The organism is Pseudomonas sp. Leaf127 (assembly GCF_001423155.1).
In the GTDB taxonomy this organism is placed as follows: Bacteria; Pseudomonadota; Gammaproteobacteria; order Pseudomonadales; family Pseudomonadaceae; genus Aquipseudomonas; species Aquipseudomonas ovata.
In genome coordinates, this window is the sequence record NZ_LMOA01000002.1 from 25,342 (window position 1) to 45,164 (window position 19,823).

At 61.7% G+C, this 19,823-nt stretch carries 20 protein-coding genes; 17 read left to right on the forward strand and 3 right to left on the reverse strand.

Translation table 11 applies throughout. The annotated features are described in order from the left end of the window. Nucleotides 1–29: 29 nt before the first annotated feature. From iscA to ASF84_RS03915, 17 genes are all read left to right on the forward strand, one after another. Entirely contained in the window at nt 30–353 is a 324-nt protein-coding gene (gene iscA, locus ASF84_RS03835) for an iron-sulfur cluster assembly protein IscA (protein ID WP_056835425.1), read from the forward strand. A gap of 11 nt (nt 354–364) precedes the next feature. Further along, a complete protein-coding gene (gene hscB, locus ASF84_RS03840) occupies nt 365–886 on the forward strand; it encodes a co-chaperone HscB (protein ID WP_056835661.1) in 522 nt (173 codons plus the stop codon). Between the two features lie 44 nt (nt 887–930). Next, nucleotides 931–2,793: a Fe-S protein assembly chaperone HscA gene (hscA, locus tag ASF84_RS03845; RefSeq protein WP_056835427.1), complete on the forward strand. Its 1,863-nt coding sequence runs from the start codon at nt 931–933 to the stop codon at nt 2,791–2,793. Nucleotides 2,794–2,796: 3 nt separating this feature from the next. Further along, a complete protein-coding gene (gene fdx, locus ASF84_RS03850; RefSeq protein ID WP_056835429.1) occupies nt 2,797–3,138 on the forward strand; it encodes an ISC system 2Fe-2S type ferredoxin in 342 nt (113 codons plus the stop codon). A gap of 15 nt (nt 3,139–3,153) precedes the next feature. Next, the gene (gene iscX / locus ASF84_RS03855; RefSeq protein ID WP_056835432.1) at nt 3,154–3,354 is read left to right on the forward strand and encodes a Fe-S cluster assembly protein IscX; all 201 of its coding nucleotides are present in this window, start codon (nt 3,154–3,156) and stop codon (nt 3,352–3,354) included. 106 nt (nt 3,355–3,460) lie between these two features. After that, nucleotides 3,461–3,886, forward strand: coding sequence for a nucleoside-diphosphate kinase (gene ndk, locus ASF84_RS03860; RefSeq protein ID WP_056835433.1), 426 nt, complete (start codon nt 3,461–3,463; stop codon nt 3,884–3,886). A gap of 29 nt (nt 3,887–3,915) precedes the next feature. After that, the gene (gene rlmN, locus ASF84_RS03865) at nt 3,916–5,058 is read left to right on the forward strand and encodes a 23S rRNA (adenine(2503)-C(2))-methyltransferase RlmN (protein ID WP_056835434.1); all 1,143 of its coding nucleotides are present in this window, start codon (nt 3,916–3,918) and stop codon (nt 5,056–5,058) included. Between the two features lie 32 nt (nt 5,059–5,090). Continuing rightward, a complete protein-coding gene (pilW, locus tag ASF84_RS03870) occupies nt 5,091–5,849 on the forward strand; it encodes a type IV pilus biogenesis/stability protein PilW (protein WP_056835440.1) in 759 nt (252 codons plus the stop codon). Further along, nucleotides 5,849–6,817: a RodZ domain-containing protein gene (locus ASF84_RS03875; protein WP_056835441.1), complete on the forward strand. Its 969-nt coding sequence runs from the start codon at nt 5,849–5,851 to the stop codon at nt 6,815–6,817. Before pilW ends, ASF84_RS03875 begins: the two co-directional genes overlap by 1 nt. Nucleotides 6,818–6,820: 3 nt before the next feature. Then, entirely contained in the window at nt 6,821–7,930 is a 1,110-nt protein-coding gene (gene ispG, locus ASF84_RS03880; RefSeq protein WP_056835444.1) for a flavodoxin-dependent (E)-4-hydroxy-3-methylbut-2-enyl-diphosphate synthase, read from the forward strand. 22 nt (nt 7,931–7,952) lie between these two features. Beyond that, nucleotides 7,953–9,242, forward strand: a complete 1,290-nt coding sequence (hisS, locus tag ASF84_RS03885; protein ID WP_056835445.1) for a histidine--tRNA ligase — start codon at nt 7,953–7,955, stop codon at nt 9,240–9,242. Between the two features lie 75 nt (nt 9,243–9,317). Beyond that, nucleotides 9,318–9,926 (forward strand): tetratricopeptide repeat protein, encoded by a 609-nt coding sequence (locus ASF84_RS03890; protein ID WP_177339450.1) that lies wholly within the window; start codon nt 9,318–9,320, stop codon nt 9,924–9,926. Next, nucleotides 9,919–11,073: an outer membrane protein assembly factor BamB gene (gene bamB, locus ASF84_RS03895; protein WP_056835448.1), complete on the forward strand. Its 1,155-nt coding sequence runs from the start codon at nt 9,919–9,921 to the stop codon at nt 11,071–11,073. The genes ASF84_RS03890 and bamB overlap by 8 nt, the downstream gene beginning before the upstream one ends. A gap of 137 nt (nt 11,074–11,210) precedes the next feature. Beyond that, nucleotides 11,211–12,683, forward strand: a complete 1,473-nt coding sequence (gene der, locus ASF84_RS03900; protein ID WP_056835450.1) for a ribosome biogenesis GTPase Der — start codon at nt 11,211–11,213, stop codon at nt 12,681–12,683. 522 nt (nt 12,684–13,205) lie between these two features. Beyond that, on the forward strand, nt 13,206–14,354 hold the full coding sequence (locus ASF84_RS03905; protein WP_056835453.1) for a pyridoxal phosphate-dependent aminotransferase: 1,149 nt from the start codon (nt 13,206–13,208) through the stop codon (nt 14,352–14,354). Further along, nucleotides 14,342–15,133, forward strand: coding sequence for an amidohydrolase (locus ASF84_RS03910; protein WP_056835455.1), 792 nt, complete (start codon nt 14,342–14,344; stop codon nt 15,131–15,133). The genes ASF84_RS03905 and ASF84_RS03910 overlap by 13 nt, the downstream gene beginning before the upstream one ends. Nucleotides 15,134–15,191: 58 nt before the next feature. Further along, nucleotides 15,192–15,599 carry a hypothetical protein gene (locus ASF84_RS03915; protein ID WP_056835456.1) on the forward strand — a complete coding sequence of 136 codons (408 nt, stop codon included), beginning with the start codon at nt 15,192–15,194 and terminating at the stop codon, nt 15,597–15,599. A gap of 139 nt (nt 15,600–15,738) precedes the next feature. Here the strand turns inward: ASF84_RS03915 and ASF84_RS03920 are convergent, their stop codons facing one another. The 3 genes from ASF84_RS03920 to ASF84_RS03930 all read right to left on the reverse strand — a co-directional run bounded on the left by ASF84_RS03920 (nt 15,739) and on the right by ASF84_RS03930 (nt 19,819). Continuing rightward, a complete protein-coding gene (locus tag ASF84_RS03920) occupies nt 15,739–16,608 on the reverse strand; it encodes an isocitrate lyase/PEP mutase family protein (RefSeq protein WP_056835458.1) in 870 nt (289 codons plus the stop codon). Nucleotides 16,609–16,981: 373 nt separating this feature from the next. Next, complete coding sequence (gene leuA / locus ASF84_RS03925) at nt 16,982–18,658, reverse strand: 2-isopropylmalate synthase (protein WP_056835460.1); 1,677 nt, start codon at nt 18,656–18,658, stop codon at nt 16,982–16,984. Nucleotides 18,659–18,994: 336 nt separating this feature from the next. Beyond that, nucleotides 18,995–19,819, reverse strand: a complete 825-nt coding sequence (locus tag ASF84_RS03930; RefSeq protein WP_056835462.1) for a peptidoglycan DD-metalloendopeptidase family protein — start codon at nt 19,817–19,819, stop codon at nt 18,995–18,997. Nucleotides 19,820–19,823: the final 4 nt, after the last annotated feature.

The window sequence follows — 19,823 nt, forward strand, 5'->3', positions numbered from 1 at the left end:
CAACGCTGGCGAAATCCAAGGAGTTCCCGATGTCTATCAGCATGACCGAAGCCGCCGCCAACCACGTGCGTCGTTCCCTCGAAGGGCGCGGCAAGGGTGATGGCATTCGCCTGGGTGTTCGCACCACAGGCTGCTCGGGCCTGGCCTATGTGCTTGAGTTCGTCGACGCGGCGGACCCTGACGACACGGTAGTCGAGGCGCATGGCGTGAAGGTCATCATCGACCCGAAAAGCCTGGTGTATCTTGACGGCACTGAACTGGACTTCGTCCGCGAGGGCTTGAACGAAGGCTTCAAGTTCAATAATCCCAATTCGCGCGGTGAATGCGGCTGCGGCGAAAGCTTCAACGTCTGAGGCCGATGATCGTGGGCACTCCTTGTCATTTTGCACTGTTCGACCTGAAACCCGGTTTTGTCGTGGACCTCGATCTTTTGGGGAACCGCTACCGGGAGCTGGCGCGCAGCGTGCACCCGGATCGGTTCGCCGATGCGCCCGAGCAGGAGCAGCGCCAGGCGCTGGAGCGCTCGGCCAACCTCAACGACGCCTACCAGACCCTCAGGAGTGCCCCGCGCCGGGCGCGTTACCTGTTGGCACTGCGTGGCGACGAGGTGCCGCTTGAAGTCACGGTGCATGACCCCGACTTTCTCCTGCAACAGATGCAATGGCGCGAAGAGCTCGAAGACCTGCACGACGAGGCCGACCTGGCTGGCGTCGCGGTGTTCAAGCGTCGCCTCAAGGCAGCCCAGGAGACCCTCAACGACAGCTTTGCCGCCTGTTGGGATGATGCGGCGCAACGTGAACAGGCCGAACGCCTGATGCGGCGCATGCAGTTCCTCGACAAGCTTTCCCAGGAAGTGCGCCAGCTCGAAGAGCGCCTCGACGATTAACCCCGTGCGGCCCTGGTCGCGCGCCTGTGATTATTCCTAAAAGCATGGCCTTACTGCAGATCGCCGAACCCGGCCAGAGTCCTCAACCGCATCAGCGTCGTCTGGCTGTCGGTATCGACCTTGGCACCACCAATTCGCTGGTTGCTGCCTTGCGCAGCGGCCTTTCCGAGCCGTTGGCCGACGAGAGCGGGCAGATCATCCTGCCGTCGGCCGTGCGCTACCACGCCGATCGTGTCGAAGTCGGGCACGCGGCGAAGGCGGCGGCTTCTCTTGATCCATTCAACACGGTTCTTTCGGTCAAGCGCCTGATGGGGCGCGGCATTGCCGACGTCAAGCAACTGGGCGAGCAACTGCCGTACCGGTTCGTCGAGGGCGAGTCGCACATGCCGTTCATCGACACCGTGCAGGGTGCCAAGAGCCCGGTGCAGGTGTCGGCCGACATCCTCAAGGTGCTGCGCCTGCGGGCCGAAGCCACATTGGGCGGCGAACTGGTGGGCGCGGTCATCACCGTGCCGGCCTATTTCGACGATGCCCAGCGCCAGGCCACCAAGGATGCTGCGCGTCTGGCCGGCCTGAACGTCTTGCGCCTGCTCAATGAGCCGACAGCGGCGGCCGTGGCCTATGGCCTGGACCAGAACGCCGAAGGCGTGGTCGCCATCTACGACCTGGGTGGCGGCACATTCGATATCTCGATCCTGCGCCTGACCGGCGGTGTCTTCGAAGTGCTGGCCACCGGTGGCGACACCGCGCTGGGCGGCGACGATTTCGACCATGCCATTGCGCAGTGGATCATCAGCGGTGCCGGCCTGTCCTCGGACCTTGAGCCTTCTGCCCAGCGCAATCTGCTGCAGGCCGCCTGTGCCGCCAAGGAAGCGCTGACCGATGCGCCGTCCGCCGAGGTCGCGTACGGCGACTGGCGTGCCGTGCTGACCCGCGAAGCCTTCAACGAACTGATCGAGCCGATGGTGGCGCGCAGCCTCAAGGCCTGCCGCCGCGCCGTGCGCGATGCCGATATCGAGATCGATGACGTCAAGGCCGTGGTCATGGTCGGTGGCTCGACCCGTGTGCCGCGTGTGCGCGATGCGGTGGCCGAGCTGTTCGGTCGCCAGCCGCTGACCGACATCGACCCTGACCAGGTCGTGGCCATTGGTGCGGCGATCCAGGCCGATACCCTGGCCGGCAACAAGCGCGACGGCGGCGAGCTGCTGCTGCTGGACGTGATTCCGCTGTCGCTGGGGCTGGAGACCATGGGTGGGTTGATGGAGAAGGTCATCGCCCGCAACACCACCATCCCCGTGGCGCGTGGCCAGGAATTCACCACCTATAAAGACGGCCAGACGGCCATGATGATTCATGTGCTGCAGGGCGAGCGCGAGCTGATCAGCGATTGCCGCTCCCTGGCGCGCTTCGAGTTGCGTGGCATTCCGCCCATGGTCGCCGGCGCCGCCAAGATCCGCGTGACCTTCCAGGTCGATGCCGATGGCCTGCTCAGTGTCGCCGCGCGCGAACTGGGTTCGGGGGTCGAGTCCAGCATTCAGGTCAAGCCGTCCTACGGCCTGACCGATGGCGAAATTGCCAGCATGCTCAAGGATTCCTTCCAGAACGCCGGCCAGGACAAGGTCGCCCGCGTGTTGCGCGAGCAACAGGTCGATGCCCAGCGCCTGCTTGAAGCGGTGCAGGGCGCCCTGGACGCTGACGGTGAGCGCCTGCTTGACGAAGAAGAACGGCTGGCCATCCAGCTGCAGATGGACGAATTACGTGAACTGATGCAAGGCACCGATGGCCTGGCCATCGAGCAACAGACAAGGCGTCTGTCGCAGGTGACCGATGCATTTGCTGCAAGGCGCCTGGATTCGACGGTAAAAGCCGCACTGGCAGGACGCAACCTGAATGAGATCGAGGAATAACTGATGCCGTTGGTGACTTTTCTGCCGCACGAGAAGTACTGTCCGGAAGGAGCAGTCTTTGAGGTGGCGCCCGGAACGAACATCCTGGAGCTTGCCCATGAGCATCACATCGAGATCGAGAGCGCCTGCGGTGGGGTGAAGGCTTGCACCACGTGCCATTGCATCGTGCGCAACGGCCTGGACTCGCTGGAGGAAGCCGACGAGCTCGAGGAAGACATGCTCGACAAGGCCTGGGGTCTTGAAGCCCGGTCGCGCCTGGCGTGCCAGGTCAATGTCGGCGATGAAGACCTGACCATCGAGATTCCGAAATACTCGCTCAACCACGCTGCCGAAGCGCCGCACTGATCCGGGAAGAAAATCATGGCTCTGAAATGGGTTGATGTGCAGGAAATCGCCATCCAGCTGGCCGAAGCGCATCCGGATGTCGATCCGCTGACGGTGAATTTCGTCAAGCTGCGCAATCTGGTGATGGCGCTTCCGGAATTCGATGATATTCCGGATCGTGGCGGGGAAAAGGTCCTCGAAGCGATCCAGGGGTTATGGATCGAAGAGGCCGACTGACACCTGTCAGCCTCTGTAACGCAACCAAGTTAGGCAATACTCTTGAACCCGCGTATAATTCGCGGGTTTAATTTTTCGATTTAATTTCTGCTTCTGGAGTTTCACCATGGCTGTTCAACGCACTTTCTCGATCATCAAGCCTGACGCCGTTGCCAAGAACGTGATCGGCAAGATCACCACTCGCTTCGAAGACGCTGGCCTGCGCATCGTCGCTTCGAAAATCAAGCAACTGTCCAAGGCCGAGGCCGAAGGCTTCTACGCCGAGCACAGCGAGCGCGGTTTCTTCGCTGACCTGGTTGCCTTCATGACCTCCGGTCCTGTTGTCGTTCAGGTTCTGGAAGGCGAGAACGCCATCGCTCTGAACCGTGAGCTGATGGGCGCTACCAACCCTAAAGAAGCTGCTGCCGGCACCATCCGCGCTGATTTCGCCGAGTCCATCGACGCCAACGCCGTTCACGGTTCGGACTCCGAAGCCGCTGCTGCTCGCGAAATCGCTTACTTTTTCGCTGCTACCGAAGTAACCGCTCGCTAAGCCACGGCCGACGAGCGAAGGGTGAATTCATGATCGTGACGACTGGTAAAACCAACCTGCTGGGTCTGACTCAGCCGGAAATGGAAAAATTCTTCGAGTCAATCGGGGAGAAACGCTTCCGTGCCGGTCAGGTCATGAAGTGGATTCACCACTTTGGCGTCGATGATTTCGACGCCATGACCAATGTCGGCAAGGCCTTGCGCGAAAAGCTCAAGGCCTGCTCCGAGATTCGCGGCCCCGAAGTGGTCAGCGAAGACATTTCCACCGACGGCACCCGCAAGTGGGTGGTCCGCGTGGCGTCCGGCAGTTGTGTCGAGACCGTCTACATTCCCCAGGGCAAACGTGGCACCTTGTGCGTTTCGTCCCAGGCAGGCTGTGCCCTGGATTGCAGTTTCTGCTCCACCGGCAAGCAAGGCTTCAACAGCAACCTCACTGCCGCCGAAGTCATCGGCCAGGTGTGGATTGCCAACAAATCCTTTGGCAGCGTCCCGGCAACCGTCGACCGTGCCATCACCAACGTGGTGATGATGGGCATGGGTGAGCCGCTGCTGAATTTCGACAACGTCGTGGCCGCCATGCACCTGATGATGGACGACCTGGGCTATGGCATCTCTAAGCGCCGGGTGACCCTGTCCACCTCGGGCGTGGTGCCGATGATCGACGTGCTGGCCCAGCACATCGACGTGTCCCTGGCCCTCTCGCTGCATGCGCCCAACGACGAGTTGCGCAACAAACTGGTGCCGATCAACAAGAAGTACCCCCTGAAGATGCTGCTCGAGTCCTGCCGCCGCTACATGGCGACGCTGGGCGAGAAGCGCGTGCTGACCGTCGAGTACACCCTGCTCAAGGACATCAACGACCAGCCGGCGCACGCCAGCGAGATGATCGAGTTGCTCAAGGACACCCCTTGCAAGATCAACCTTATCCCGTTCAACCCGTTCCCGCATTCCGGCTACGAGCGTCCAAGCAACAACGCCATCCGGCGCTTCCAGGACATGCTGCACCAGGCCGGCTACAACGTGACCGTGCGCACCACCCGTGGTGAAGACATCGATGCGGCGTGCGGGCAACTGGTTGGCCAGGTCATGGACCGCACGCGACGCAGCGAACGCTACATCGCGGTTCGCGAGGTCAATGCCGAGGCTGCGCAGGGACACAGCGCCGCCTCCTGAACCCGAATGCGAACCTGACCGAGAGGGACCCTATGTCTGTGCGCGCTTCGTTGCTGTTGAGTTTCGTCTTCTTGCTGACAGGTTGCGTGACATCGGGCGATGTCGACCCGCTGACCACCAGCAAGGGGCGTGACCAGGCGCGCAAGGCGTATGTGCAACTGGGCCTGGGGTATTTTCAGCAAGGCCAGACCGAGCGCGCCAAGGTGCCCCTGAAGAAAGCCCTCGACCTGGACCGCAACGATCCGGACGCCAACGCCGCACTGGCGCTGGTGTTCCAGACCGAAATGGAGCCGGAACTGGCCGACCAGTACTTCCTCAAGGCAATTGCCGCCAGCAAGGACGATGCCCGCATCGTCAACAACTACGGCAGCTTTCTGTACGAGCAGCAACGCTACAAGGAAGCCTACGCACGTTTTGAACAAGCGGCGGCCGACAATCTGTATCCTGAGCGCTCGCGTGTCTTCGAAAGCCTGGGCATGACGGCGCAGAAGCTGGGCGAGCGTGAGCGGGCGCGTGAATTTTTCATCCGTGCCCTGCGTCTGAACCGTGTCCAGCCACGCGCATTGCTGGAAATGGCTGAGTTGTCCTACGAAGACAGGCAATATGTGCCCTCGCGTGATTACTATGAGCGTTTCAGCCAGGTCAGCGAGCAGAACGCCCGGAGCCTGTTGCTCGGCATACGCCTGGCCAGGGTCCATGAAGATCGCAATACCGCAGCCAGTTACGGGCTGCAGTTGAAAAGACTCTATCCCGGTACGCCGGAATATCAGCAATACCTGTCGGAGCAATGATGAAAGCGGCGCATCCCGAAGTTGTAACAGGCAATGGTATGAATCCAGGGGAAACCCTGCGCCAGGCCCGTGAGCGCCAGAACTGGTCGCTGCCTGATGTGGCCACAAGGCTCAACCTCACCACCCATTCCCTGGCCCACCTTGAAAATGGCGCGTTCGACAAGCTGCCCGGGCACACCTTCGCCCGCGGTTATGTCCGCGCCTACGCCAAGCTGCTGGAGCTGGACCAGGCAGCACTGGTCGCCCAGTTCGACCAGTACACCGGCACGGATGGCAAAGGCAGTGAAGTGCATGCCTTGGGCCGTATCGAAGAGCCGGTACGCCTGTCGCATAACATTCTGCGTATCGTCAGCCTGATTCTGCTGCTGGTGCTGGTGGGTGGCGGTTTCCTGTGGTGGCAGGACCAGGGTTCGCTGCGTGGCAAGGACGTGGCCGGGCTGAACCTTGAGCATGTCGAGGTCGAGAGCGCCGATGGCACCACCCAGATTCACCAACTGGACGAGCCGCCGACTGAAACACCGGCGCCGCAAGCCGCCAATGGCAACAGTTCGCCCCTGGCGCTGACGCCTTCGACACCCACCACTGAAAGCGCGCCTGCCACGCCAGCACCCGCGGCGCCTGCAGCACAGACCAATGTCACCTCACCGGCCTCCAGCGCGCCAGCCACCGCTGCGCCATCGGCGCCGGTTGCTGCCACCTCCGAGCCTATTGCGCCGATCCTGCCGGGCTCTGGCCGTGTCAGCGTCAAGTTTGTCGCCAATTGCTGGGCACAGGTCACCGATGCCAACGGCAAGGTGCTGGCCAGCGGCCTCAAGCTCAAGGGCGAAACCCTGGAAGTCAGCGGCAAGCCGCCGCTTTCGGTGCGCCTGGGCTATGCCCGCGGGGCCGAGGTCAGCTATAACGGACAGCCTGTCGATGTGGCTCCATTTACCACTGGCGAAACTGCTCGCCTGAAACTAGGGCAATAAGTCATGCACGGCCATTCCCCCATTAAACGTCGAGAGTCGCGCAAGATCTGGGTCGGGTCTGTGCCGGTCGGTGGCGATGCTCCGATTGCCGTACAGAGCATGACCAACAGCGACACCAACGATGTCGCCGCCACCGTCGCCCAGATCAACCGTCTTGAAGCCGCCGGCGTCGACATCGTGCGGGTCTCGGTGCCCGACATGGATGCCGCCGAAGCGTTTGGTCGCATCAAGCAACTGGTCAAGGTGCCACTGGTTGCCGACATTCACTTCGACTACAAGATCGCCCTGCGCGTGGCCGAGCTTGGCGTCGATTGCCTGCGCATCAACCCGGGCAATATCGGTCGTGAAGACCGGGTCAGGGCCGTGGTCGACGCCGCGCGTGACCGGGGCATCCCGATCCGCATCGGCGTCAACGCCGGTTCCCTGGAAAAGGACCTGCAGAAAAAATACGGCGAGCCAACCCCTGAAGCGCTGGTCGAGTCAGCCTTGCGCCATGTCGAGCACCTCGATCGCCTGGACTTCCAGGACTTCAAGGTCAGCGTAAAGGCCTCGGACGTGTTCATGGCCGTCGAAGCCTATCGCCAGCTGGCCCGCCAGATCGTCCAGCCCTTGCACCTGGGCATCACCGAAGCCGGTGGCCTGCGCTCGGGCACGGTGAAATCCGCCGTGGGGCTGGGTATGCTGCTTGCCGAAGGAATCGGCGATACTATCCGCATTTCCCTGGCGGCCGATCCGGTCGAAGAGGTCAAGGTCGGCTACGACATCCTCAAGTCGCTGCACCTGCGTTCGCGTGGCATCAACTTCATCGCCTGCCCGAGCTGCTCGCGGCAGAACTTCGATGTGGTCAAGACCATGAACGAGCTTGAAAACCGCCTCGAAGATCTGCTCGTGCCGCTGGACGTGGCGGTCATCGGTTGTGTGGTCAACGGTCCGGGTGAAGCCAAGGAAGCCCATATCGGGCTGACCGGTGGCTCTCCGAACCTGATCTACATCGACGGCAAGCCGGCACAGAAGCTGGGCAACGAGAACCTGGTCAGCGAACTCGAGCGCCTGATTCGCGAGAAAGCGGCCGAAAAAGTTCAAGCTGACGCCTCGGTCATCGTGCGCGGCTAACCAAGATTGCTAAGGATTTTTTGTGAGTAAGTCTCTACAAGCCATTCGTGGCATGAATGACATCCTGCCCGAGCAGACCCCGCTGTGGCGCTATTTCGAAGGCACGGTCTCGCGCTTGCTGGACAACTACGGCTACCGGCAGATCCGCATGCCGATCGTCGAGTTCACCGAGCTGTTCAAGCGTTCGATCGGCGAAGTCACCGACATCGTCGAAAAAGAGATGTACACCTTTGCCGACCGCAACGGTGATTCCCTGACCCTGCGCCCCGAAGGCACGGCTGCGTGCGTGCGTGCGGTGCTCGAGCACGGCATCACCGGCGGTGGCCAGGTGCAGAAGCTCTGGTACATCGGCCCGATGTTTCGTCACGAGCGCCCGCAGAAAGGCCGCTATCGCCAGTTCCACCAGATTGGTGTCGAAGTCTTCAACCTCGACGGCCCGGACATCGATGCCGAACTGATCGTGCTGACCTGGCGCCTGTGGGGCCAACTGGGCATCCGCGATGCGGTCAAGCTCGAGCTCAACAGCCTGGGCACCAGCGAGGCCCGTGCCCGCTATCGCGATGCACTGGTCGAGTACCTCTCGGCGCGTCACGAACAGCTGGACGAAGACAGCCAGCGTCGCCTCAAGAGCAACCCGCTGCGCATCCTCGACACCAAGGACCAGGCTACCCAGGCCCTGCTGGTCGACGCGCCGAAGCTGGCCGATTACCTGGACGACGAGTCGCGCCTGCACTTCGATGGCCTCAAGGCGCGTCTGGAGGCGGCCGGCATTCCGTACGTGATCAACCCCAAGCTGGTGCGCGGCCTGGATTACTACAGCAAGACCGTGTTCGAGTGGGTCACCGACAAGCTCGGCGCCCAGGGCACTGTCTGTGCCGGCGGGCGCTACGATGGCCTGGTCGAGCAGATGGGTGGCAAGCCCACCACCGGTGTCGGCTTTGCCATGGGCATCGAGCGCCTGGTGCTGCTGCTCGAAACCCTTGAGCAGGTGCCGCAAGACATCGCCCGTCAGGTCGACGTCTACCTCTGCGCCTTCGGTGAAGCGGCAGAACTGGCCGCCCTGGCCCTGAGCGAGCAGGTCCGCGACCGCTTGCCCGGGCTGCGTCTGCAGGTCAATGCCGGTGCCGGCAGCTTCAAGAGCCAGTTCAAGAAAGCCGACAAGAGCGGCGCGCTGTATGCTCTGATCCTTGGCGAAGAAGAACTGGCCGGCCAGCAGATCGGCGTCAAGCCGCTGCGCGGGCAGGGCGAACAACAGAATATTGCCTGGGACGCTCTGCCTGAGCACCTGGCGGCCTGCCTGGCGCAGGCTTGAGCGGTCAAACAGCCGAATTAGCGACGAATCAGGAGTATTGGGGTGTCGAGTAGCGAAGATGACGATCTGGCAGCAATGAAGGACTGGTGGCAGCGCAACGGCAAACCCTTGGTAACAGGTGGTCTGCTGGCGCTGGTGGTGGTCTTTGGCTGGCAGTACTGGCAAAAATACCAGAGCACGCAGGCATCCAATGCCTCGGTGCTGTACCAGCAATTGCTGGAAACAGCCCTGACGCCCAGCGGCGATGCCGACCCTGCGCGTGTCGCCGAGGTGGCCGGCAAGCTGAAGAAGGAATACGGCGGTACCGCCTATGCACAGTACGCCAGCCTGTTCGTGGCCAAGGTCGCGGTCGACACCGGCAAGCTGGATGATGCCGTTGCCGAGCTGAAAACCGTGACTGACAAGCCGGCCAACGCGACGCTGGGCGAACTGGCCCGTCAGCGCCTGGCCCGTGTCCTGGCGGCGCAGAACAAGGCTGAAGATGCACTGAAACTGCTCAACGGCGATGCCGACAAGGCGTTCCTGGCCAGTCGTGAAGAACTCAAGGGCGACCTGCTGGTGCAGTTGGGTCGTGCCGATGAGGCACATGCTGCTTACCAAAAGGCCAAGACTGCACTGTCGCCAGACGCCGCAGTGGGTGGCCTGCAAATAAAGCTCGACGATCTGGCCAAAGGGGATGCGTGACGTGATTCGTTGGAAACATGCAGCATTGCTGGCCCTGGCCGTGATGGCCGTGGGTTGCAGCAGCAACAGCAAGAAGGAACTGCCGCCGGCAGAACTGACCGATTTCAAGGAAGAAGTGACCCTGCAGAAGGTCTGGAGCCATTCGGTCGGCGACGGCCAGGGTGAAACCTGGAACATGCTGGTGCCCGCCATCGACGGTGATCGCATCTATGCCGCTGACGTGACCGGTGAAGTGGTTGCCCTGGATCGCCTGACCGGCGACAAACTCTGGGAAAAGGACCTCGACCTGCCAGTGTCCGGTGCGGTCGGCGTCGGTTACGGCGTGCTGACCATCGGCACCGTCCGCGGTGACGTGGTTGCGCTGGACTCCAGCACCGGTGAAGAGAAATGGCGTGCCAAGGTCACCAGCGAAGTGCTGGCACCTCCGGCCACCAACGGCGACGTCGTGGTCGTGCAGACCCAGGACGACCGCGTCATCGGTCTGGATGCCTACACCGGTGCCCAGCGCTGGATCTACGAAAGCACGCCAGCCGTACTGACCCTGCGTGGCACCGGCGCGCCGATCGTGACCAGCCGCCTGGCGATTGCCGGCCTGTCGACCGGCAAGGTCGTGGCGCTGGACATCAGCAACGGCGTACCGGTCTGGGAGCAGCGCATCGCCATCCCGCAAGGCCGTTCGGAGCTGGAGCGGGTCGTGGACATCGACGGTGGCCTGCTGCTGTCGGGTAATACACTGTATGTAGCCAGCTATCAGGGCCGCGTTGCCGGTCTGGATCTGGATAGCGGCCGGGTGCTGTGGCAGCGTGATGCCTCCAGCTATGCCGGTGTGGCCCAGGGTTTTGGCAGCGCTTATGTCAGCCTGGCGTCCGGTACGGTCGAAGGCATCGACGAGCGTTCGTCCTCGGCGCTGTGGAGCAATGATTCGCTGGCGCGTCGTCAGTTGAGCGCGCCGGAAGTGTTTTCCAGCTACGTGGCGGTAGGCGACCTCGAAGGTTACCTGCACCTGCTCAGCCAGGTCGACGGTCGTTTCGTGGCCCGTGAACGTATCGACAGCGATGGCCTGCGGGCGCGTCCGCTGGTGGTTGGTGACATGATTTACGTGTATGGCAACAGTGGCAAGCTCGAAGCCCTGACCATCAAGCAATGATTGGATCGGGCCGGGGCTGATCGCCCCGGCCTGCCTTGCTCACGCAGGGCAGCAGTGCCTTCGGGGACTGTTTCGCACTCTGGCCGCTGCCTCGCAGCGGCTTTTGTATTTTCTGAAATAACGTAGTGGAGAGCCGCATGGTTCCCGTAATCGCCCTGGTGGGCCGACCGAACGTCGGCAAATCCACCATGTTCAACCGCCTGACCCGGTCGCGGGACGCCATTGTTGGCGACCTGTCCGGTCTGACCCGTGATCGCCAATACGGAGAGGCGAAATGGCAGGGGCACGCTTACATCCTGATCGACACCGGTGGTATCTCCGGTGACGAGCATGGCATGGATGAAAAGATGGCCGAGCAGTCGCTGATGGCCATCGAAGAAGCCGATGTCGTACTGTTTCTGGTGGATGCCAAGGCCGGCTACACCGCCGCCGACCAGATGATTGGCGAGCACTTGCGCAAGCGCAACAAGCGCAGCTTCGTGATCGCCAACAAGATCGACAATATCGATGAACACCTGGCCCGTGCCGAGTTCAGCCCCATGGGCCTGGGCGACGCCATTCCAGTGGCCGGTGCCCACGGTCGCGGCATCACCCAGATGCTCGACCTGGTGCTCAAGGACCTGGAGTGGGACGAGCAGGAAGTCATCGACCCTGAAGGTGCCGAAGAAGTCGCCGAAGGCCAGGAAGCCAAGCGCATTCCGGGTCCGAGCGAAAAGGATGGCATCAAGATCGCCATCATCGGTCGCCCGAACGTCGGCAAGTCGACCCTGGTCAACCGCATGCTCGGTGAAGACCGCGTCATCGTCTACGACCAGCCCGGCACCACGCGCGACAGCATCTACATTCCGTTCGAGCGCAACGAAGAGAAGTACACCCTGATCGACACTGCCGGGGTGCGCAAGCGCGGCAAGATCCACGAGGAAGTCGAAAAGTTCTCGGTGGTCAAGACGCTGCAGGCCATCAAGGACGCCAACGTGGTGATCTTCGTGATGGACTCGCGCGAAGGCGTGGTCGACCACGACCTGAACCTGCTGGGCTTTGCCTTGGAGTCCGGCCGTGCCCTGGTCATCGCCCTGAACAAATGGGACGGCATGACCCCGGGTGAGCGCGACTTCGTCAAGATCGAGCTGCAACGCCGCCTGTTCTTCGTCGACTTTGCCGACATTCACTTCATCTCGGCGCTGCACGGCACCGGCGTGGGCAACCTGTACAAGTCGGTGCAGAACGCCTTCATGTCGGCCGTGACCCGCTGGCCGACCAGCCGCCTGACGCAGATTCTCGAAGACGCCGTCAGCGATCACGCACCGCCCATGGTCAACAACCGCCGCATCAAGCTGCGCTATGCCCACCTGGGTGGCGCCAACCCGCCGATCATCGTGATCCACGGTAACCAGGTCGATGCGGTGCCCAAGTCGTACGTGCGCTACCTTGAGAACACCTATCGCCGGGTGTTGAAACTGGTCGGCACGCCGATCCGTATCGAGTTCAAGGGCGGTGAAAACCCGTATGAAGGCAACAAGAACACCTTGACCGACCGCCAGGTCAACAAGAAGCGCCGCCTGATGTCGCACCACAAGAAAGCCGACAAGAAGCGCCGCGACAAGCGTTAGCAGGAGTAATGACGATCAGTCAGGGGGAATTTCGGGCCTGGCACCAGATTGTGGGAGACGGCTTGCCGGCGATGGCTATGTGTCAGGCGCAGCAGGTGTATGGGCCTTGCTGGCCTCATCGCCGGCAAGCCGCCTCCCACAGAGTTTTGTGTTGTCTCATGTGATTGGTACTGGCCCTGCACCGCAGCCATCGCCGGCAAGCCGCCTCTCACAGGATTAATGTAGCCTTGGGTTTTTTGCCTGGCACAAGACTGTGGGAGGCTCTGCTGGCGCTGCCCATGTAGGGACTTTACCGGCCTCATCGCGAGCAGATCAGGGCGCCGACCGGCCCCTCCCACATGTTCAGCATGTGGCGAAATTCCCCCTGGCTGATCGGCATTAGTGAGTAGGAGCGGCTTTGTTGCGAATCGCACGAGGCGAAAGTGGCTGCGTATGTGTTCCCGGCTAAAGCCGGTCCTGGTGGCTTGCTGATTGCAGCTGTTGTAGGGTGAGCCCCAAGGCTTTCCCTACAGCAGGTGTTCAATGATCGACAGCAAACTGCCCAATGTCGGCACCACCATCTTTACCACCATGTCCCAGCTCGCAGCCGAAACCGGGGCGCTCAACCTGTCCCAGGGTTTTCCTGATTTTGACGGGCCACAGGCACTGCGCGATGCGTTGAGCCGCCATGTTGCCCAAGGCCATAACCAGTACTCGCCCATGACCGGCCTGCCAGCCTTGCGCCAGCAAGTGGCTGCCAAGATCCAGCGCAGTTATGGCGTCAAGGTCGATTTCGAGCGCGAAGTGACCATCACCCCAGGTGCCACCCAAGGCATCTTCTGCGCCGTGCAAACCGTGATCCGCCCCGGTGACGAGGCGATCATCTTCGACCCCTGCTATGACAGCTACGAGCCTTCTGTAGAACTGGCCGGTGGCCGCTGCGTGCATGTGCAGCTTGATCCGCAGAACTTTGCCATCGACTGGCAGAAACTCAGCGATGCCCTGAGCCCGCGCACCCGCCTGATCGTCATCAACTCGCCGCACAACCCCAGCGGTGCGCTGCTCGGCCGTGCGGACCTGGACCGGCTGGCGGCGTTGATCGCCGGGCGCGATATCTATTTGATCAGCGACGAGGTCTACGAGCACCTGGTGTTCGATGGTCGGCAACATGAAAGCGTATTGGCCCACGAGGCGCTGTATGCCCGCGCCTTCGTGGTCAGTTCGTTCGGCAAGAGCTACCACGTCACGGGCTGGAAAACCGGTTATGTGGTCGCGCCCCCGGCCTTGACCACTGAGCTGCGCAAGGTGCACCAGTACGTCAGTTTCTGCAGCGTCACGCCCTTGCAATATGCGCTGGCCGATTTCATGGCCGAGCATCCAGAGCACGTCGAGGCGCTGCCGGCGTTCTACCAGGCCAAGCGCGACTTCTTCTGCGATCACCTGGCCGCTTCACGCTTGCGCTTCGAGCGGGTGGGCGGCACCTATTTCCAGTTGGTGGATTACTCGCAGATCCGCCCGGACCTCAATGATGTCGACATGGCGACGTGGATGACCCGCGAACATGGCGTGGCCAGCATTCCGGTGTCTGTGTTCTACCAGAGCCCGCCTGAGGGCCAGCGCCTGATCCGACTGTGCTTTGCCAAGCGTGAGGAGACGCTGCTGCAAGCAGCGGAAAAACTATGCGCGATCTGAATACTTTGCCCGCATTGAACATTGCCCTGGTCCAGACCCACCTGGCCTGGCACGACCGGCAGGCCAACCTGGCGCATTTCCAGGCGCTGCTGGATCAGGCGCAAGGGGCGGACCTGATCATCCTGCCGGAAATGTTCACCACCGGCTTTACCATGGATTCGGTCGAACAGGCCGAAGCCGAAAACGGTCCGGCTGCACAGTGGCTGCTGGCTCAGGCCGCACGGCTTCAGGCGGTGATCACCGGCAGCGTCATCGTGCGCGCCGCCGATGGCAGCCACCGTAACCGGCTGTTATGGGCGCGACCCGATGGCGAGCTGCTGCATTACGACAAGCGCCATCTGTTTCGCATGGCGGGTGAGCATGAGCATTTCAGCCCGGGCGAGCGGCAGGTGACCTTCGAGCTCAAGGGCTGGCGGGTTCGTCCGTTGATCTGCTACGACCTGCGTTTTCCCGTGTGGAGCCGTGACGCCCAGGACACTGACCTGTTGCTGTACACCGCCAACTGGCCGGGCGCCCGACGCCTGCACTGGAACCGTTTGCTACCGGCCCGTGCCATTGAGAACCTGTGTTATGTGGCAGCGGTCAACCGTGTTGGCACTGACGGCAAGGGCCTGGCCTATACCGGCGACAGCCAGGTGCTGGATTTCCAGGGCGAAAGCCTGTTCAACGCGGGCGAGGCGGATGGCGTATTCAAGGTGACGCTCGACGCGGTCGAGCTGGCAGCCTATCGGACACGTTTTCCGGCGTGGCGAGATGCTGACGATTTTAATATTCAGTAACAAGTGCAGTTTTTCGGGGGCAGGCCGATACAGATGCCATACCTGAAAGGAGTTCGTCATGACGACCATCAACACCAGTTCGCTGAGCACCTACAACAGTGCCTTCACTGCAGCGATCAAGAAGCCGGACGCTGCTCAGACTGACGAGACCAAGACCGCTGCCCCTGAAAAAATCACCGCTGACATGAGCGGGACCCAAGTCAGCGAGGCCAGCAAGAGTTCGGGTGGATCGCCCAAAGAGCAGATGATCGAACAGATCAAGAAGCAGATCGAAGACACCCAGGAAATGCTCGAAAAACTGCAAGAGCAACTGGCAGCCGTGCAGAAGGGCGGTGCCGACGACGACACCAAGGCCCAGCAGTCGATGGCCATCCAGTCGCAGATCGTCGCCGCCAGCGCCAATCTGCAGACCCTGCAGGCCAGCCTGCTGGAGCTGATCGGTGGCAGTGTCGATACCAAGGCCTGATCGGCATGAAAGTCATGTCCGTAGGAGCGACCGGCGGTCGCGAAGGCCGCAGTGAATTATGTGGGTCTTTTCGCGACCGTTGGTCGCTCCTACAGATCGGGTGTTTGCTGCGCGATAAGGCTTTTCGTTGCGTACTCGGTTACTCGTTCACGTTCATGAACTTGCGCGCCCACTGCACATAGTCTTCGGGCTGGGTGTAGGTGTGGGTCAGTTCGGTGGCGCTCATCTCCGAGGTGCTGCAAGTGATCTGCCGCTGGGCCCGCAGGCTGTCGTAGGTGGCCTTGATGGCGGCAAAGTAGGCCGCATGGCCATCCACGCAGACGCGCACGCCCATTTCAGCCAGGCGCTGGTTGTCCAGCAGGGCCGGGTTGCCATAGGTCACCAGCATCAGCGGCACGGTCACGCCTTCGCTGATCTGCGCCAGGTGCTCGAAATCACGCACGCCCACCACGGTGATGCCATCCACACCCGTGGCCTGGTACTGCTGCATGCGGTCGATGGTTTCGCTGACCGGCAGGATGGTCGCGTTGGTACGGGCGAAAATCGACAGCTCGGCATCGCAACGTGCTTCCAGAGCGGCGCGCATCTTGCCCACGCCTTCGTCGACCGGAATCAGGTCGGTGGACTTGCGGCCGAACTGGGCTGGCAGCAGCGTGTCTTCGATGGTCAGCGCCGCAACGCCGGCACGCTCCAGCTCGGTCACGGTGCGCATGACATTCAGGGCGTTGCCATACCCGTGGTCGGCATCGGCAATGAACGGCAACTGGGCCACGCGACCGATGCGGGTCGCCTGTTCGACGAATTCGCTCAGGGTGATCAAGGCAAAGTCTGGCGCGGCCAATACTTGCAAGGACGCCACGGAACCGCCAAGGATGCCGACCTCAAAGCCCAGGTCCGCCGCAATGCGGGCCGACATGGGGTCAAACACCGAGGCGGTGCGGTAGCAGGTGCTGGAAGAGGTCAGTGCGCGGAAGTTACGGCGCAGGTCTTGATGGGAAGCCTTGGGCATAGTCGCTCCGTGGAGGGCAGGGTCAGCTCGGCAGGGCCGCAGCTGATGATTTTTCAATAGACGGCAGGTCGCTCCGTGCAGGATTTTCAATGGAAAATCGTGCGCTAGTCATCGAAGTGTCGGAAATGAAGTACAGCAAAAAAGAGGCAAGGCTCAAGCCAGATCCGATGACGCCAAAAGGTCATGGGGCTGAACACAGGTACCTGAATCGTTTAAGGACATAATGCTATCACAGCGTTTTTGCCGTGCCTTATGCCGAATCTGCGGGGGGTATGCGAGAAATGCAAGATGCACTGAGGTGGGGCGTTATCGCCCCACAATCTTCACCCTTTGCACCGTGGCGGTGCAGAAAGGGCGAAGATGGGGGAGGGGATCAGGCCGCTTCGGCCTTGCCTGGCGACTGGCTCAGCGAGCGGTTCAGGGCGCTGAACAGCGCGCGGAAGCTGGCCGTGGTGATGTTTTCATCGATGCCCACGCCGTGCACGGCACGTTCACCGTTGACGCGCAATTCGATATAGGCCGCTGCCTTGGCCGTGGTGCCGGCACCGATGGCGTGCTCGTTGTAATCCATGATCTCGACCGCCACCGGCAGGCTCGACACCAGCGCTTCCAGCGCGCCGTTGCCCTTGCCTTTCCAGCGCTGGGTCTCGTCATTGACGTTCACTTCAGCGTCGACGTTGCTGATGTTGTTCTCTTCCTGCAGGCGATGGCTGATCAGCGCATACGGCTTGTTGGCCTGCAGGTACTCGCGCTTGAACAGGGCGTAGATCTGCTGCGCGGTCATTTCCAGGCCCAGGCGATCGGTTTCGCCCTGAACCACCTGGCTGAACTCGATCTGCATGCGGCGCGGCAGCGAAATGCCGTATTCCTGTTCCAGCAGGTAAGTGATGCCACCCTTGCCCGACTGGCTGTTGACGCGAATCACCGCCTCGTAGCTGCGGCCGATGTCGGCCGGGTCGATCGGCAGGTACGGCACTTCCCACAGGGTGTCCGGTTTCTGCTGGGTGAAGCCCTTGCGGATCGCATCCTGGTGCGAGCCGGAGAACGCGGTGTGCACCAGGTCGCCCACATACGGATGACGTGGGTGCACCGGAATCTGGTTGCACTCCTCGACCACCTTGCGGATGCCGTCGATGTCCGAGAAGTCCAGCTCAGGGTGCACGCCCTGGGTGTAGAGGTTCAGGCCCAGGGTCACCAGGTCGACGTTGCCGGTACGCTCGCCGTTGCCGAACAGGCAGCCTTCGACGCGGTCAGCGCCGGCCATCAGGCCCAGCTCGGTCGCGGCCACGCCGGTGCCACGGTCGTTGTGGGTGTGCAGGCTGATGATCACGCTGTCGCGACGGTTGACATGGCGGCCGAACCACTCGATCTGGTCGGCGTAGATGTTCGGCGTCGACACTTCGACCGTGGCCGGCAGGTTGAGGATGATCTTGTGCTCGGGCGTCGGGTTCCAGACCTCGATCACCGCGTCGCAGACTTCCTTGGCGAACTCAAGCTCGGTGGCGCTGAAGGTTTCCGGCGAGTACTGGAACGTCCACTGGGTTTCAGGCTGCTGGGCGGCGTACTTGACGAACAGCTTGGCGGCATTCACCGCAATGTCCTTCACGCCTTGCTTGTCCTGGTTGAACACGATGCGGCGAAACGACGGGCAGGTGGCGTTGTACAGGTGAACGATGGCTTTTTTCGCGCCGCGCAGGGATTCGAATGTGCGGGCAATCAGGTCTTCACGGGCCTGGGTCAGCACCTGGATGGTGGTGTCTTCCGGGATGTGGTTGTCTTCGATCAGGGTGCGCACGAAATCGAAGTCGGTCTGCGAGGCGGACGGGAACGACGCTTCGATTTCCTTGACGCCGATGCTCACCAGCGTCTTCCAGAAGCGCAGTTTCTTGACCGCGTCCATCGGCTCGATCAGCGACTGGTTGCCGTCGCGCAGGTCAGAGCTGCACCAGATAGGCGCCTGGGTGATGGACTTCGAAGGCCAGGTGCGATCCGGCAAGTCGATGGTCGCGAAGGCACGGTACTTCTTCGAAGGGTCTTTGAGCATGGTCATCGGGCTGATCCTTTGTACTGAATGGGCCGTGGTAGAGGCGGCCAACCAATTGAATGTGGTGCAGGGCGAGGCGACGCGATCTAGCCTGGCAGTCGGGCGCTGACCAGGTCGAGGCAGGCGTGCTGGCGCAACAGAATGAGGGTGTGAGAGGTTTTCATGTGGCCAACCGTACTCATTGGGGTGAATGTTGGCAAGCACCCGGAAAAAATTGATAGAAATCTTCTGTAATGCACTTATGGCGAATTTTTTTAGCGTTAAACGACCATGAAACAATTTTTTATTGCTGGTCGCTACGCCAGGGCGCAAGTGAGAGGCGCCCTGGCGGTAAAGCCGCTGTTACGGCTCGAACGCGCCAATGAAGATCGCCGGGTCCACCCGGGCATCGTTGAGGCTCACATTCCAGTGCATGTGCGGCCCGGTGGCGCGGCCTGTAGCGCCGACCTTGCCGACCACGCCGCCGCGAGACACCGCATCGCCGACCTTCACGTCGATCTTCGACAAGTGGCAGAACATGCTGATGAAGCCCTGGCCGTGGTCGACGAACACGGTCTGGCCATTGAAGAAGTAGTCACCGGTCAGAATCACTTTGCCAGCGGCGGGCGATTTGACCGGTGTACCGGCCGGTACCGCGAAATCCAGCCCCGAATGCGGGTTGCGCTCTTCGCCGTTGAAGAAGCGGCGCACCCCGAAGCGGCTCGACAGCGGGCCGTTGACCGGTTTGTCGAGAATCAGGTTGCTCGGTGTGCCAGGGCTGAAGCTGCGATAGGCCTGCAACTGCTCGGCCAGCTCGCGCTCGTAGCGTTTGGTCTGCTCGGCGTTGGGCGTCACCTGGCTCTGATTCTTCAAGGTGATGCGCTGTTCTTTGTATTTCTTGCTGCCGACGGTAAAGGGCAGCGCGCGATTGCCGCTGAGCACCTGCTGCTTGCCCGGCTTGACGGTCAAGGGAATGCCGACAATCGCCAGCCAGCGGGTGTCCTGTTCCTTGACCACCAGAACCGGCTTGCCTTCATACGTGGCGGTGGGCGGCTGGGCGCCGCCACCCAAGTCGATGACCGCAACGCCGCCGGGGACCGGCTTGTTCAGGGTGCGGGTTATAAAGCTGTCGGCGTGGGCGGGCAGGCTTAACAACAGGGCCAGCAACGGTGCAATAAAACGTAGCATCGGC

Bases quoted from the DNA above. Each gene is read 5' to 3' on its own strand.
- iscA (WP_056835425.1), top strand. From the start codon at position 30: ATGTCTATCAGCATGACCGAAGCCGCCGCCAACCACGTGCGTCGTTCC.
- hscA (WP_056835427.1), top strand. From the start codon at position 931: ATGGCCTTACTGCAGATCGCCGAACCCGGCCAGAGTCCTCAACCGCAT.
- fdx (WP_056835429.1), top strand. From the start codon at position 2,797: ATGCCGTTGGTGACTTTTCTGCCGCACGAGAAGTACTGTCCGGAAGGA.
- iscX (WP_056835432.1), top strand. From the start codon at position 3,154: ATGGCTCTGAAATGGGTTGATGTGCAGGAAATCGCCATCCAGCTGGCC.
- ndk (WP_056835433.1), top strand. From the start codon at position 3,461: ATGGCTGTTCAACGCACTTTCTCGATCATCAAGCCTGACGCCGTTGCC.
- rlmN (WP_056835434.1), top strand. From the start codon at position 3,916: ATGATCGTGACGACTGGTAAAACCAACCTGCTGGGTCTGACTCAGCCG.
- pilW (WP_056835440.1), top strand. From the start codon at position 5,091: ATGTCTGTGCGCGCTTCGTTGCTGTTGAGTTTCGTCTTCTTGCTGACA.
- ASF84_RS03875 (WP_056835441.1), top strand. From the start codon at position 5,849: ATGAAAGCGGCGCATCCCGAAGTTGTAACAGGCAATGGTATGAATCCA.
- ispG (WP_056835444.1), top strand. From the start codon at position 6,821: ATGCACGGCCATTCCCCCATTAAACGTCGAGAGTCGCGCAAGATCTGG.
- ASF84_RS03890 (WP_177339450.1), top strand. From the start codon at position 9,318: ATGAAGGACTGGTGGCAGCGCAACGGCAAACCCTTGGTAACAGGTGGT.
- bamB (WP_056835448.1), top strand. From the start codon at position 9,919: ATGCGTGACGTGATTCGTTGGAAACATGCAGCATTGCTGGCCCTGGCC.
- der (WP_056835450.1), top strand. From the start codon at position 11,211: ATGGTTCCCGTAATCGCCCTGGTGGGCCGACCGAACGTCGGCAAATCC.
- ASF84_RS03905 (WP_056835453.1), top strand. From the start codon at position 13,206: ATGATCGACAGCAAACTGCCCAATGTCGGCACCACCATCTTTACCACC.
- ASF84_RS03910 (WP_056835455.1), top strand. From the start codon at position 14,342: ATGCGCGATCTGAATACTTTGCCCGCATTGAACATTGCCCTGGTCCAG.
- ASF84_RS03915 (WP_056835456.1), top strand. From the start codon at position 15,192: ATGACGACCATCAACACCAGTTCGCTGAGCACCTACAACAGTGCCTTC.
- ASF84_RS03920 (WP_056835458.1), bottom strand. From the start codon at position 16,608: ATGCCCAAGGCTTCCCATCAAGACCTGCGCCGTAACTTCCGCGCACTG.
- leuA (WP_056835460.1), bottom strand. From the start codon at position 18,658: ATGACCATGCTCAAAGACCCTTCGAAGAAGTACCGTGCCTTCGCGACC.
- ASF84_RS03930 (WP_056835462.1), bottom strand. From the start codon at position 19,819: ATGCTACGTTTTATTGCACCGTTGCTGGCCCTGTTGTTAAGCCTGCCC.